The sequence below is a fragment of the Mycolicibacter heraklionensis genome (assembly GCF_001021505.1).
Taxonomy (GTDB): Bacteria; Actinomycetota; Actinomycetes; order Mycobacteriales; family Mycobacteriaceae; genus Mycobacterium; species Mycobacterium heraklionense.
In genome coordinates this window covers 1-12,884 of sequence record NZ_LDPO01000006.1, presented here as the reverse complement: position 1 = coordinate 12,884, position 12,884 = coordinate 1, and the positions used below count along the sequence as shown (strand labels likewise).

Here is a 12,884-nt window from a genome sequence, read left to right as displayed (position 1 = left end):
GTCGGGCAGCTTGGCCGGCTCAGGCGATCGGAGACGGCCAGGGGTTGAAGCGGCAGGTCTTTCCGTCGGGCTTGACCCAGTCCGGGTCGAACTTCGCCGCGTCATCATTGGAGGTGCCGAACGTCTGCTGCATCATCACCGGCGCCAGCCCGTCCTGCCTCTCACACGGTTCATGGTGCTGGTAGCCGAGGGCATGTCCGACCTCGTGGTTGATCAGGTATTGCCGGTAGGACCCGATGTCGCCCTGAAAGGGCACGGCACCGCGAACCCAGCGGGCTTCGTTGATGAAGACCCGCGGCTCCGACCTTGCCCCGTAGGACGGGTTGTAGCAGGACGCTTCCAGCGGAATCTCGTAGCCGCAGCCCTCCCGGACCGTGATCGGCGAGGTCAGCGAAATCCGGAAATCCGGGGCAATCGGACCCGCAGCGTCGACCCGCACGAACCCGATCTGCGGGGTGTGCGTCCATCCCTTGGGGTTGCGCAGGGTCTGGTCGACCATCCGGGCGAATGCCTCGTCGCCGCCGAACGCGGTGGTGTCGATGCCGTTCTCCACCTCGATGGTGTAGGCGAACACCTTCTCGGTGCCCTGTCCGAATGCCGGCTCCGTGCCCGGTATGACGTGCCAGGTCATGTCACCCGCTTCGGTGAACGGACCGCCGTTGGGCAGCACTCCGGTCGGCAGGTTGACGTCGAACTCGGTGAGGCCGCGCGGCGGCGCACCGATGATCGATGTGCCCGACGACCCGATCGTCGGCGGGCCCTGAACCGACTCGTCGGCGGCGTGAGTACGCACTCCCGTGCCGGTCACGGTCTGATAGACCACCACGACGGTGAGCGCCATGAGCACCGGTAGCGCATAGGCGCGCCAGCCGTAGGTGGACACGAACCTGCCCAGCCAGGTCTGCTTGCGCCACTGGCGGTGCACATCACGGTCGGACCGCAGCCGCCCGGCGCCGGCCGCGAGCGGGTCACGCTGGGCGCGCAGGGGCTCGCGGAAGCGATCCCGTAGCACCGGGGCTCGACCGCCGCCGCTCCGCCCCGGGTCGTAGGTCACCGTCCCAGAATGGCACAAGGTCCGCGAGCTGGGACTCTGCGGCACGCCAGGAGGGGTGCCGCGAGGGGTTCGAAATGGCGATCGGCAGCCGATTGACGGATGTCGCTGGTGGATGTGACGGGTGCAGCGCGTAGTCTCGCTCTCACGCACCGACCGTCGAGTACCTGATCCCGGCGGCCGGCCGAACCGGATTGAGGAGTCGATGAGCAAACCGATCGACACGGCCGAGCGGGACGCCGCCAAGTCGACGGGCCGCAGCTCGGGCGGCGCCAAGGCGTCGGCGGCCGGCGGTCGCCGGGGCAGCCGACTGCCCCGCGACGAGCGCCGCGGTCAGCTGCTGATCGCCGCCAGTGATGTATTCGTCGACCGCGGCTACCACGCTGCCGGCATGGATGAGATCGCCGAGCGGGCCGGTGTCAGCAAACCGATCCTCTACCAGCACTTCGCGTCGAAGCTGGAGCTGTACCTGGCGGTGCTGGCCCGGCACGTGGAGAACCTGGTCTCCGGTGTCCGCCAGGCACTGCGCACCACCACCGACAACCGCCAGCGGCTGCGGTCGGCGGTGCAGGCCTTCTTCGACTTCATCGAGCATGACAGCCAGGGCTACCGGCTGATCTTCGAGAACGACAACGTCGCCGAACCGCAGGTCGCGGTCCAGGTGCGGGTAGCCACCGAGTCGTGCATCGACGCGATTTTCGACCTGGTCAGCCACGACTCCGGCCTGGACCCGCACCGCGCCCGGATGGTCGCGGTAGGTTTGGTCGCGATCAGCGTGGACTGCGCCCGGTACTGGCTGGACAGTGACCGCCCGATCTCCAAGGAAGACGCCGTCGACGGGACGGTGGCGTTCGCCTGGGGCGGCCTGTCACACGTGCCGCTTAACCGTTAAGAGGAATTGGCACCGGTAGCCGCGTCGGCACCGATCCCGAAACCGACCCGCCGACTGTCGGCAACACCGATCTCCACATAGGCGATCTTGGCGGCCTGCACCAGGAAGCGGCGGCCCTTCTCGTCCGTGAGGGACAGCAGTCCCGCGCTCTCTGCGCCCTTGCCCAACGCGGCGGCGACCAGCTTTTCGACTTCATCGGGCGTCTGCGCACTGGTGATGACCAGTTCGCGCGCGCTGTCGGTGACCCCGATCTTGACCTCCACGCCGGCCCCTTTCGTTTGCGTTGGGCGTTGCTAAGCAGGCTAGTGGACGGGCACCGGGTTGGTGCGCACCGGCCGTTCGCCCTCGGCGATACCGGCGCCGGTCGCCCGCTAGGCGAGTCCCAGCTCGCGCATGCGCTCGTCGTGGGTGTGCTGGAGTCGATCGAAGAACCCGGCCAGCTGGGCCAGCCCGGCTGCCCCCGACACCACCAGATCGACGAGTTCGTCCCGGTCGGCCAACACGTACTGGGCCTGGGTGATCGCCTCACCGAGCAGACGGCGCGACCACAACGCCAGCCGGCTGCGTTGTTTGGCGCTGGCCGTGACCGCGCCGCGCACCTCGTCGACGACGAACTGCGAGTGCTTGGTCTCGGCGAGCACCGCGCGCACCACGTCGGCCACCTCGTCGGGGAGCCCGTCGGCGATCTGCAGGTAGAAGTCCGCGGCCATCGCGTCGCCGATGTAGGTCTTGACCAATGCCTCCAGCCAGGTGCTGGGCATCGTCAGCCGATGGTAATTATCAAGGGCGGTAGCGTATTTCGACATCGCCGCGACCACGTCGACGCCGCGGCGGTCAAGAGCTTCGCGAAGCAGTTCGAAGTGGCCCATCTCCGCGGCGGCCATCGCCGCCATCGAGATCCGCCCACGCAGATCGGGTGCCATCCGGGCCTCGTCGGTGAGCCGGTAGAACGCGGCCACCTCACCGTAGGCCAGCACCGCGAAAAGCTCGTTGACGCCGGGATGATCAGCCGAAAGCCGCGGCTGGGAAGTCTGCGCCACCGGGTCGGCCGAGGGAACCGAATTCATCACCACACTGTAGGCGTTCCGCGCCGATGGCCCGCTGCCCGGCCCGACCAGGTAGTATGAGGCCAGGCAGTGCCTATTCGGCGCTGCCGCGCAATGTGCGTACACGCGGTTGGCCCGCCTCCTCGCCGAGTGCAGGGCCCCCGACGGTGCCTTCGATTTTGGGCCAAGTATCGACCGTCTCCGGTGTGTGCGCCCCGACCCGCACCGCGATCGACTGACATACCGCGCCGACTTCGAAAGGCATCTGCCCGCGCATGACCCCATTGATCTCCACCACCGTCCCCACCACCCCTCCGAGCTTCGCCGAACTGGGCGTTCGTGACGAGATCGTCCGCGCACTCGCCGAGGACGGTATCGAGCACGCTTTCGCGATCCAGGAGCTGACGCTGCCGCTGGCCCTGGCCGGCGATGACTTGATCGGCCAGGCCCGCACCGGCATGGGCAAGACCTACGGCTTCGGCATCCCGCTGCTGCAGCGGGTCACCACCAGCCCGGACCGGCCGCTGACCGGGGCGCCCCGGGCCTTGGTCGTGGTACCCACCCGTGAGCTGTGCATCCAGGTCTCCGGTGACCTGGCCGACGCGGCCAAATACCTGACCGCCGGAGACCGTCCCCTGTCGGTGCAGGCCATCTACGGCGGCCGGCCCTACGAACCGCAGATCGAAGCACTGCAGGCCGGCGCCGACGTGGTGGTGGGCACCCCGGGCCGGCTGCTCGACCTGGCCCAGCAGGGACACCTGCAGCTGGGCGGCCTGTCGGTGCTGGTGCTCGACGAAGCCGACGAAATGCTGGACCTGGGCTTCTTGCCCGACATCGAGCGCATCCTCTCCCGCATCCCCGACGACCGGCAGTCGATGCTGTTCTCGGCCACCATGCCGGGGCCGATCATCACGCTGGCCCGCAGCTTCATGAACCAGCCCACCCACATCCGCGCCGAGGCGCCGCACTCCTCGGCCGTGCACGACGCCACCGAGCAGTTCGTCTACCGGGCCCACGCGCTGGACAAGGCGGAACTGGTGGCGCGGGTGCTGCAGGCCCGCGGCCGCGGCGCCACGATGATCTTCACCCGCACCAAGCGGACCGCCCAGAAGGTCGCCGACGACCTCAATGAGCGCGGGTTCAAAGTGGGCGCAGTGCACGGCGACCTCAACCAGGTAGCCCGTGAGAAGGCACTCAAGGCGTTCCGCACCGGCGACATCGACGTGCTGGTAGCCACCGATGTGGCCGCTCGCGGCATCGACATCGACGACGTCACGCACGTCATCAACTACCAGTGCCCCGACGATGAGAAGACCTACGTGCACCGCATCGGCCGCACCGGACGCGCCGGCAAGACCGGCGTCGCCGTCACCCTGGTCGACTGGGACGAGCTGCCCCGCTGGACGCTGATCGACAAGGCCCTCAACCTGTGCTGCCCGGACCCGTCGGAGACCTATTCCAGCTCCCCGCACCTGTTCACCGAGCTGAACATTCCCACCGACGCCAGCGGCTCCATCGGCAAGGCACGCCGGGCACCGGCCAAGCGATCCGAAGACGAGACCCGCGAGACCGCGGCGGACCGCCAGCGGGCGCCCCGCAACGCCACCAGGTCACGGCGGCGCACCCGAGGCGGCGGTCAGGCGAGCACGGCCGACGGCGCGTCGCAGAGCGTCGAGGCGGGTGAGACCGGCGCCGCCGCCACCTCCGAGCCCACCGGGCCCAGTACGCCGCGTCGTCGTCGCCGCCGTCGCCCGAACAAGACCGCGGCCACTGCCGCGAACGGCAGCTGAGCTGGGCCGCTGAGATGGTGCGACCCGAGCGCCGCGCCTCCGGTGATCTGGTCGCGGCGGCGCTGATCGCGGTCGTGATCGTCGTCGTCGGAGTGGTCATCTGGTGGACCAGCGATGCCCGCGCCACGGTCAGCCGGCCGGCATCGGACTCGGCGACCAATCCCCCGTCGGCCGCGATGGTGCCCGCGGCGCTGTCCCAGCTGTGGACAGCAGCCAGCCCGGCAACGTGGGCCCCGGTGCTGGTCTCCGGCACGGTCATCACCGGCGACGGCCCTCGGATGAGCGGGCGTGACCCGGTCACCGGGGAGGAGCGCTGGAGCTACTCCCGCGACGTCGACCTGTGCGGGGTGTCCTGGATCTACCGTTACGCCGTCGCGGTGTATCCGGACTCCCGCGGCTGCGGCCAGGTCAGCTCGATCGTGGCCGCCGACGGCCTGCGCGGACCGGCCCGAACCGGCTACGCCGACCGGGCCGTGCGGATCACCTCCGAAGGCAGCGCGGTGCTCTCTGCCGGTTCCACCCGCCTGGAACTGTGGCGTTCGGACCTGGTCCGGGTGCTGTCCTACGGGGAAATCGATGCCCGGGTGAAACCGTCGGCGCGCGGCCGCGGACAGGGCTGCACCCTGGTCTCGGCAGCGGCCGCCTCGTCGGCGGTCTCGGTTTTGGAGGCCTGTGCGGGCCAAACCGACCTGCAACTGACCCTGCTGCGCGCGGGGAAGGAAGAAGACGAGCCGGAGACCCAGCACGTCCCCGAGCACGGCGTGACCGCCGACTCCGGCGCCCGGGTGCTTGCGGTGACCGACTCGGACGCCGGCGCCAACACCGCGGTCTATCTGCCCACCCCGCAGCCGCGGATCGAGGTGGTCGACCAGACCGGCAGCACGATCGCCAAGACTCTGCTGCCGGCCAAGCCCACTCCCGACAGCGCCGCCCTGCCGGTATCGCGGCCCACCGGGTTGATCTGCTGGTGGACCGGCGATGCCGTGATGGTGTTCGACTCCGGAACCCTGGCCTACCGCTATACCGTTCCGCGCTCCGGCGCCGCGGTTCCGCTGGGACCGGCTGCGGCGATGGCCGGGCGCCTGCTGATCCCGGTGACCGACGGGGTCGGCGTCTTCGACCAGAACACCGGCGCTGCCGAACGGATCATCCCGGTCAGCCGCCCGCCCGGGGTCTCAGCGGTGTTTCCGGCGGTGTCGGGGCCGACGGTGCTGGAGCAGCGCGGCGACACCGTGGTCGCGCTGGGTTGATGGCGGCCCAAATCCACCCGCGCGAGGGTGCATAGTTGTACCCCGCGGACCGGCGTGTCGGCGTGCAGACGCGCACCGTCGCGCAAGAAGGGGTCGCGCAAGAAGGGGCTAGACCTCGGGGGTGAAGGTGGGCAGCGTCTTGCCGTTCTTCCAGTACTTGAGCAACGCCTCGGCCAGCTGCCGATAGGCCTGCGCGCCCTTGTTTTTACGCGCGGCGATCACCGACGCACCCGATGCGCTGGCCTCGGCGAAACGCACCGTCCGCGGGATCGGCGGGGCCAGCACCGGCAGGTCGTAGCGGTCGGCGATGTCGAGCAACACGTCGCGGCTGTGGGTGGTGCGCGAGTCGTAGAGCGTCGGCAAGGCTCCCAGCAGGCGCAGCTTCGGGTTGGTGATCTGCTGGACATCGGCGACGGTGCGCAGGAATTGGCCGACACCCCGATGGGCCAAGGTCTCGCACTGCAGCGGCACGATCACCTCACCGGCCGCCGTGAGACCGTTGAGGGTCAGCACACCCAGCGACGGCGGGCAGTCGATGACCACCACATCGAACTCGTCTTCCAGTTTGGCCAGTGCCCGCTGCAGGGCGTACTCCCGGCCGGCCCGCATCAGCAGCATCGCCTCGGCGCCGGCCAGGTCGATGTTGGCCGGCAGCAACGTCATCCCCTCGGCGGTCGGCACCAATGCCGTGTTGGGTTCCACGTCACCGAGCAGCACTTCGTGCACCGACACCGGCAGCTTGTCGGGGTCATGTCCCAGGGAGAAGGTCAGGCAGCCCTGCGGGTCGAGGTCGACCAGCAACACCCGCCGGCCCAGCTCGGCCATCGCCGCACCCAGCGACGCCACCGTCGTGGTCTTGGCCACGCCGCCTTTCTGGTTGGCAACCGCCAAGATCCGCATCCCCGTCACACCGACATACTGGCACGGCTTGGCTCCCCGAAGCACCAAACGCCCGCCGATGTCCGCCGTCGGGCAGAATCGACGGGCGTGGGGATCGAGGAGCACCGACTTCTGCTGCTGCGTCACGGCGAAACCGAGTGGTCCCAAAGCGGTCGGCACACCGGGCGCACCGATCTGGAGTTGACCGAGGTGGGCCGGCGCCAAGCCGTCGCCGCCCGCGCGACACTGGCCGAGCTTGCGCTGGACAACCCGCTGGTGATCTGCAGCCCGCGCCGCCGCACCCAGATCTCCGCCGAGCTGGCCGGACTGCACGTCGATGAGATCTCCGACGACCTCGCCGAGTGGGACTACGGCCGCTACGAAGGGCTGACCACCGCGCAGATCCGCCAGACCGAATCCGACTGGCTGATCTGGACGCACGGCAGTGCCGGCGGTGAGACGGTGGCGCAGGTCAGCGATCGCGCCGACCGGATGGTTGCGGTCGCACTGCGGCAACTCGCCTCGCGTGACGTGGTTTTCGTCGGACACGGCCACTTCTCCCGGGCGGTGATCGCCCGTTGGCTCGAGCTGCCGTTGGCCGACGGAGCGCGGTTCGGGATGGCCGTGGCGTCACTGGCCGTCTGCGGGTTCGAGCACGGGGTGCGCCAGCTCGTCGCACTCGGGCTGACCGGGCCGAAAGCCTCCGGACTTTGAGGACGCCGCCGCCCGAACCGCTGTCGCCGACAACGCCGGCATTTGTGCTTTCCGGACCCGCCGGGACACTGTCAGCCGACGCGATGACAACCGGGTTCGCCGATGTCGCCGCCGCCCAAGCCGCACTGTCTGCCGGCGACACATCGATAGTGGTGGGCGCGTTACCTTTCCGCCCGGATGCCGCGGCGGCCCTGTTCGTCCCGCAAGGGGTGCGGTGCGCCGACGCGCTGCCGCTGGCGCCCGGCGCAGCGCTGCCGGCGGTCCGTGTCGTCGCGCAGATTCCGCCTCCCGACGAGCACCGCACCCGGATCTGCCGGGCCCTGGCGGAGCTGACCGCCCCGCGCAGCGCCCTACACAAGGTGGTGCTGGCCCGCGGGCTGCGCCTGGCCGCCGACGCCCCGCTGGACGCCGGCACCCTCCTGCACCGGTTGGTCGCCGCTGACCCGAGCGGCTACGGCTATCTGGTCGACCTGAGTGCGGCCGGGGAAGGCTACGCCGGCGCGGTGCTGGTCGGCGCCAGCCCGGAGCTGTTGGTCGCCCGCGACGGAGACCGCGTGACCTGCCGGCCCTTCGCCGGTTCGGCACCGCGCTCCCCCGACGCGAAAATCGACGCCGCCAACGGAGCCGCGCTGGCCGAGTCCGGCAAGAACCGCCACGAGCATCAGCTGGTCGTCGACCAGCTGCGTGCGGCCCTCGAGCCACTGTGCACCGACCTCGACGTCGCGCCGGCGCCGCAGCTCAGCAGCACCGCCGCGGTGTGGCACCTGAACACGCCCATCAGCGGCCGGTTGCGCGACACCGCCACCACCGCGCTGGATTTGGCGCTGGCACTGCACCCGACGGCCGCCGTCGGCGGGGTGCCGACCGGCGCCGCGGTCGACCTCATCACCGAGCTGGAGGGCGACCGGGGCTTTTACGCCGGCGCGGTCGGCTGGTGCGACGCCAACGGCGACGGCCGATGGGTGGTTTCGATCCGCTGCGCGCAACTGTCCGCCGACCGCCGATCCGCGCTGGCCCATGCCGGCGGCGGGATCGTCGCCGAATCCGACCCGGACGAGGAACTGGCCGAAACCGTGACGAAGTTCGGCACGATCCTGTCGGCTATGGGCGTCGTGCCGCCCAGCGCAGCGCCGCCGGACTGAACAACGCCGCGAGCACCGCCACGGCCGCCACGCCGACCACGACGCCGTAGCCCCAGCGGTGTGAACCCACCCCCAGATACCAGGCGACCGGCAGCAGGAGCAGATTGGCGAACACCGCCACGCCGCGCCCGACCCGCCGGCCCCGCAGCAGCGCCCAACCGGCTGCCGAGACGGCGGCGCCAACCAGCGCGAACCACGCCGCGGTGCCGTAGCCGTTGGCGTCATGCTGATCCGCACCGGCCAGTGCCCGCAGCACCAGCACCACCGCGACAGCCAGCGCGGCCGCGCCCTGCACTGCAACGATCAGGCCCGCGCCGAATACAGCACGCGGTGAGTCAGCGACGGCTTTCACGCCGCCAGCGTAGCCACCCGATCCCATCTCCCGGTTGCCCATAGACTGATACCCCGTGCGCGCCGTGCTGATCGTCAACCCCAATGCCACATCCACTACGCCGGCCGGGCGCGACCTACTCGCCCACGCGCTCAAGAGCCGACTCGACCTGACCGTGGTGCACACCGACTATCGCGGTCACGCCATCGAGATCAGTCAGGCCGCGAGCCGGGACGGCATCGAGCTGGTCATCGCGCACGGTGGCGACGGAACCGTGCACGGCGTGGTGAACGGCCTGCTCGGGACACCTGGTTCGCCGCCGCCGGCACACCTGCCCGCGGTAGCGGTGGTGCCCGGCGGATCGGCGAACGTGTTCGCGCGTTCGTTGGGCATCGCGGCCGACCCGATCGCCGCCACCAACCAGCTCATCGAGTTGATCAACCACCCAGGCGGCCATACCGCGTGGCGCCGGATCGGTCTGATCGACTGCGGCGAGCGGTGGTCGGTCCTCAACGCCGGGATGGGAGTCGACGGCGAGGTGGTGGCCGCGGTGGAGGCCGAACGCGAGAAGGGCCACGCCGTCACCGCGCTGCGTTATATCCGCGCGGCGGTCCCCGCGGTGCTGGCGACCACCCGCCGTGCGCCGACGTTGACGCTGCAACTGGGTGACGACCAGCCGGTCGAAGGGGTGCATTTCGTGTTCGTCTCGAACTGCGCGCCGTGGACCTATGCCGACGAGCGGTGCGTATGGACCAACCCCGACACCACCTTTGAGTCGGGAATGGGCGTGTTCGCGACCACCAGCATGAAGGTTTTACCCACGCTGAGGCTGGTCCGGCAGATGCTCTCGAAACGGCCGAAGCTACGCGCCAAACAGCTCATCCGCGACGACGACGTGGCCGCGCTGCGGGTGGACGCGGGCGACACACCGATCGCGACTCAAATCGATGGCGAATATCTCGGGCTGCGTACCACGATGACGTTCCGTGCGGTTCCCGACGCGCTGAGCGTCGTCGCCCCTCCGGCAAAGAAATCCCGCTGACCTGCGGAGATAGCGCTCAAATTGCTCGATGAGCGCACAGTTAGGTCCACTGTAGTACATCCGCGCCGGCGCGCTGGGAGCAGCCCCGCGCAAACGTGACGTTGGCCACGTGATAAAGCGCACCCTTGACATCTGTCCAGGCTGTGAAACGATCGAGCGATCGGATGCAAGCCGTACTGATTTCTTGCGCCGCTTATAAGAGCCGAAAAGCAATAGCGCACCTCGCTGCGCGCAAAGTAAGGAGTTGGAGACCTATGGATTGGCGCCACAAGGCGGTCTGTCGCGACGAGGACCCGGAGCTGTTCTTCCCGGTGGGAAACAGCGGGCCGGCTCTCGCCCAGATTGCTTCCGCTAAGCAGGTCTGCACCCGTTGCTCGGTGGTCACCGAGTGCCTGACCTGGGCGCTGGAGACCGGCCAGGACGCCGGCGTGTGGGGCGGCATGAGCGAAGACGAGCGGCGTGCGCTCAAGCGTCGCAACGCTCGCACCCGGGCGCGCAGCGGGGTCTGACCCTCAGATCGACGACGACGCGGCCCCGACCTGGTCGGGGCCGCGTCGTTTTGTGTCGGGCTGGGTCTTACCACGCCTGACGGAGGCGGCGTCCGCCGACCGGGATACGCAGCACCATCTCGGTCCCGCCGCCCGGCGCGTCTTGAGCGGTCAGCGAGCCGTTGAGCTCCGCTGACACCAGCGTGTTGACGATCTGCAGGCCGAGCCGGTCAGAGGTTTCCAGCCGGAACCCTTCGGGCAACCCGTGACCGTCGTCGTGGACCACGACGTCGAGCCAACGCGCCGAGCGTTCGGCACGGATCGTCACGGCACGGCGGTCTGCGTCCGCGGAAAAGGCGTGCTCGATCGCGTTCTGCACCAGTTCGGTGATCACCATGATCAACGCGGTCGCCCGGTCGGCGTCCAGCGAGCCGATCGACCCGATCCGGGCGACATGGATCGGCATATCCACGCTGGCAACGTCATTCATCATCGGCAGGATCCGGTCGATCACCTTGTCAAGGTTCACCACCTCGTCGACCGACATCGACAGCGCTTCGTGGACCAGTGCGATCGACGACACCCGCCGCACCGACTCCAGTAGCGCCTCGCGTCCTTCGGTGCTGGCCGTGCGGCGGGCCTGTAGCCGTAGCAACGCCGCCACGGTCTGCAGGTTGTTCTTCACCCGATGATGGATCTCTCGAATGGTCGCGTCCTTCGAAAGCAGCGCGCGGTCGCGGCGCTTCACCTCGGTGACGTCGCGAACCAGGACCGCCGCCCCGGCCGGCTGGCCATGCACGATCAGCGGCAGGGTGCGCAGCAGCACCACCGCTCCGGCCGCGTCGACCTCGAACCGCATGCTCGACCCGCCGGACAGCGACTCACGCACATGCTCGGCCAGCTCGTGCGCCTCGAACGGGTCGGAGATCAGCGGCCGGGTGACCGCGACCAGGTCGTGGCCGGCCAGTTCGGCGGCCAGACCCATGCGGTGGTAGGCCGACACCGCGTTCGGGCTGGCGTAACGGACCGTGCCGTCGACGGCCAACCGGATGAAGCCGTCTCCGACCCGCGGACTCGAGCGCGACACCGCGATGTCACCGACGTCGGGGAAGGTGCCCTCGGAGAGCATGTGCACCAGGTCGGCCGCGCAATCCAAATAGGCGGCTTCCAACCGGCTGGACTCGCGGCCGCCCGTCAACGCGGTCTGGTGGGTCAGCACGGCCACGATCTGGTCGCCGTGCCGTACCGGTACCGCCTCCATATTGCGTTGTCCGGCAATGCCTTCCCGCCCAATCACCCCGGACTCGAAAGCCGCGACCGCCAGCGGTATCCACTCCGGGGCGACGACGGTGCCGACGGCGTCGCTGAGCAGCACCGTGGGCGCGGTATTGGGCCGGCACTGCGCCACGCACACCAGTGCACCGCCGGCGTCCAGATCGCGGCGCACCCACATCAGGTAGTCGGCAAACGACAAGTCCGCCAGCAGTTGCCACTCCCCGACCACGGCATGCAGGTGGTCCACCGCGCTGCCCGGCAAAACGGTGTGTTCGGCAAGCAGGTCACCGAGTGTGGACATCGGCTAGGTTGCGCCGTTCACGCCGGCTGCGATCAGCTGATCACGGCGATCAGATCGCCGGCCTGGATCACGTCACCGACCTGCACGGCTACCTTGCTGATGGTGCCCGCAGTCTCGGCCAGCACCGGGATCTCCATCTTCATCGACTCCAGCAGCACCACGGTGTCGCCCTCGTTGATCTGGTCGCCCTCGTGGACCACGACTTCGAGCACGCTGGCCACGATCTCCGCGCGAACGTCCTCGGCCATCTTCACCTCGTTCATCACCCAGTCGACGATTGCGTACATCCAAAAAGCTAGGCCCTATCGAACCACAACCCCGTCAGGCCCCCGGCGGGGCGCTCGGGTAAGCGAACTCCAAGATAAATAAGAGGATGTAGAGAGTTCGATCCGTGATCGTGTCGTGTTTCTGCTGTGACAATTGCATAGCACCGTTACTCGAGTGTTTTGAACGCGTGACGAAATCGCCGTGACGCGGCACAAGTCGAGATCGAACTTGAGGAGTAGCGCGTTGTTTGTAAACCGTTTTGCCCAGCCACGAGTGCGTCTGACCTTGATCTGCGCCGGCGCGATGACGCTGGCCACGCTCGGATTCGGTGTCGCGTCCGCCAAAGCGGCCCCGGCGCTGGTCGATGACCCGATGCCGATTCCGGCCCCGCTCGGCACCCCGGCCCCCCTCGGTAC

The 12,884-nt window shown here is 69.0% G+C and carries 14 protein-coding genes; 7 read left to right on the top strand and 7 right to left on the bottom strand.

Annotation, left to right across the window (positions count from 1 at the left end):
* Positions 1-19: 19 nt before the first annotated feature.
* On the bottom strand, positions 20-1,054 hold the full coding sequence (locus tag ABW16_RS09370) for a DUF3152 domain-containing protein (protein WP_047318906.1): 1,035 nt from the start codon (positions 1,052-1,054) through the stop codon (positions 20-22).
* 202 nt (positions 1,055-1,256) lie between these two features.
* On the opposite strand from ABW16_RS09370, the gene ABW16_RS09365 reads away from it, so the two are divergent.
* Positions 1,257-1,943, top strand: coding sequence for a TetR/AcrR family transcriptional regulator (locus ABW16_RS09365; protein ID WP_047318905.1), 687 nt, complete (start codon positions 1,257-1,259; stop codon positions 1,941-1,943).
* On the opposite strand, the gene ABW16_RS09360 is transcribed toward ABW16_RS09365, so the two are convergent.
* Both ABW16_RS09360 and ABW16_RS09355 read right to left on the bottom strand, forming a co-directional pair.
* Entirely contained in the window at positions 1,940-2,206 is a 267-nt protein-coding gene (locus ABW16_RS09360; protein WP_047318904.1) for a DUF3107 domain-containing protein, read from the bottom strand. The two genes, ABW16_RS09365 and ABW16_RS09360, sit on opposite strands and share 4 nt — an antisense overlap.
* 108 nt (positions 2,207-2,314) lie before the next feature.
* Positions 2,315-3,010 (bottom strand): ferritin-like fold-containing protein, encoded by a 696-nt coding sequence (locus tag ABW16_RS09355; protein WP_047318903.1) that lies wholly within the window; start codon positions 3,008-3,010, stop codon positions 2,315-2,317.
* A 254-nt stretch (positions 3,011-3,264) separates the two neighbouring features.
* On the opposite strand from ABW16_RS09355, the gene ABW16_RS09350 reads away from it, so the two are divergent.
* Together ABW16_RS09350 and ABW16_RS09345 are read left to right on the top strand one after the other, a co-directional pair.
* Entirely contained in the window at positions 3,265-4,779 is a 1,515-nt protein-coding gene (locus ABW16_RS09350) for a DEAD/DEAH box helicase (RefSeq protein WP_047318902.1), read from the top strand.
* 14 nt (positions 4,780-4,793) lie between these two features.
* Complete coding sequence (locus ABW16_RS09345; RefSeq protein ID WP_047318901.1) at positions 4,794-6,029, top strand: Rv3212 family protein; 1,236 nt, start codon at positions 4,794-4,796, stop codon at positions 6,027-6,029.
* A 108-nt stretch (positions 6,030-6,137) separates the two neighbouring features.
* Here ABW16_RS09345 and ABW16_RS09340 read toward each other — a convergent pair whose 3' ends face one another.
* Positions 6,138-6,929: a ParA family protein gene (locus tag ABW16_RS09340; RefSeq protein WP_047318900.1), complete on the bottom strand. Its 792-nt coding sequence runs from the start codon at positions 6,927-6,929 to the stop codon at positions 6,138-6,140.
* An 87-nt stretch (positions 6,930-7,016) separates the two neighbouring features.
* Here ABW16_RS09340 and ABW16_RS09335 point away from each other — a divergent pair, with 87 nt between their 5' ends.
* Complete coding sequence (locus ABW16_RS09335; RefSeq protein WP_047318899.1) at positions 7,017-7,622, top strand: acid phosphatase; 606 nt, start codon at positions 7,017-7,019, stop codon at positions 7,620-7,622.
* 83 nt (positions 7,623-7,705) lie between these two features.
* The gene (locus ABW16_RS09330) at positions 7,706-8,764 is read left to right on the top strand and encodes an isochorismate synthase (RefSeq protein WP_047318898.1); all 1,059 of its coding nucleotides are present in this window, start codon (positions 7,706-7,708) and stop codon (positions 8,762-8,764) included.
* Here ABW16_RS09330 and ABW16_RS09325 read toward each other — a convergent pair.
* Positions 8,724-9,116 (bottom strand): hypothetical protein, encoded by a 393-nt coding sequence (locus ABW16_RS09325; protein ID WP_200900634.1) that lies wholly within the window; start codon positions 9,114-9,116, stop codon positions 8,724-8,726. The genes ABW16_RS09330 and ABW16_RS09325 overlap by 41 nt on opposite strands.
* 55 nt (positions 9,117-9,171) lie before the next feature.
* On the opposite strand from ABW16_RS09325, the gene ABW16_RS09320 reads away from it, so the two are divergent.
* Together ABW16_RS09320 and ABW16_RS09315 are read left to right on the top strand one after the other, a co-directional pair.
* Positions 9,172-10,137: a diacylglycerol/lipid kinase family protein gene (locus tag ABW16_RS09320; RefSeq protein WP_047318897.1), complete on the top strand. Its 966-nt coding sequence runs from the start codon at positions 9,172-9,174 to the stop codon at positions 10,135-10,137.
* A 254-nt stretch (positions 10,138-10,391) separates the two neighbouring features.
* Positions 10,392-10,646, top strand: coding sequence for a WhiB family transcriptional regulator (locus ABW16_RS09315; protein WP_024443658.1), 255 nt, complete (start codon positions 10,392-10,394; stop codon positions 10,644-10,646).
* A 67-nt stretch (positions 10,647-10,713) separates the two neighbouring features.
* Here ABW16_RS09315 and ABW16_RS09310 read toward each other — a convergent pair whose 3' ends face one another.
* Positions 10,714-12,201: a sensor histidine kinase gene (locus ABW16_RS09310; protein WP_047318896.1), complete on the bottom strand. Its 1,488-nt coding sequence runs from the start codon at positions 12,199-12,201 to the stop codon at positions 10,714-10,716.
* A gap of 32 nt (positions 12,202-12,233) precedes the next feature.
* Positions 12,234-12,449: a biotin/lipoyl-binding carrier protein gene (locus ABW16_RS09305; RefSeq protein ID WP_036458599.1), complete on the bottom strand. Its 216-nt coding sequence runs from the start codon at positions 12,447-12,449 to the stop codon at positions 12,234-12,236.
* Between the last annotated feature and the right edge of the window lie 435 nt (positions 12,450-12,884).

Excerpts from the sequence above, each read along its gene's own strand:
- ABW16_RS09365 (WP_047318905.1), top strand. The coding sequence starts at position 1,257 with ATGAGCAAACCGATCGACACGGCCGAGCGGGACGCCGCCAAGTCGACG.
- ABW16_RS09355 (WP_047318903.1), bottom strand. The coding sequence starts at position 3,010 with ATGAATTCGGTTCCCTCGGCCGACCCGGTGGCGCAGACTTCCCAGCCG.
- ABW16_RS09350 (WP_047318902.1), top strand. The coding sequence starts at position 3,265 with ATGACCCCATTGATCTCCACCACCGTCCCCACCACCCCTCCGAGCTTC.
- ABW16_RS09345 (WP_047318901.1), top strand. The coding sequence starts at position 4,794 with ATGGTGCGACCCGAGCGCCGCGCCTCCGGTGATCTGGTCGCGGCGGCG.
- ABW16_RS09340 (WP_047318900.1), bottom strand. The coding sequence starts at position 6,929 with ATGCGGATCTTGGCGGTTGCCAACCAGAAAGGCGGCGTGGCCAAGACC.
- ABW16_RS09330 (WP_047318898.1), top strand. The coding sequence starts at position 7,706 with ATGACAACCGGGTTCGCCGATGTCGCCGCCGCCCAAGCCGCACTGTCT.
- ABW16_RS09315 (WP_024443658.1), top strand. The coding sequence starts at position 10,392 with ATGGATTGGCGCCACAAGGCGGTCTGTCGCGACGAGGACCCGGAGCTG.
- ABW16_RS09310 (WP_047318896.1), bottom strand. The coding sequence starts at position 12,201 with ATGTCCACACTCGGTGACCTGCTTGCCGAACACACCGTTTTGCCGGGC.
- ABW16_RS09305 (WP_036458599.1), bottom strand. The coding sequence starts at position 12,449 with ATGGCCGAGGACGTTCGCGCGGAGATCGTGGCCAGCGTGCTCGAAGTC.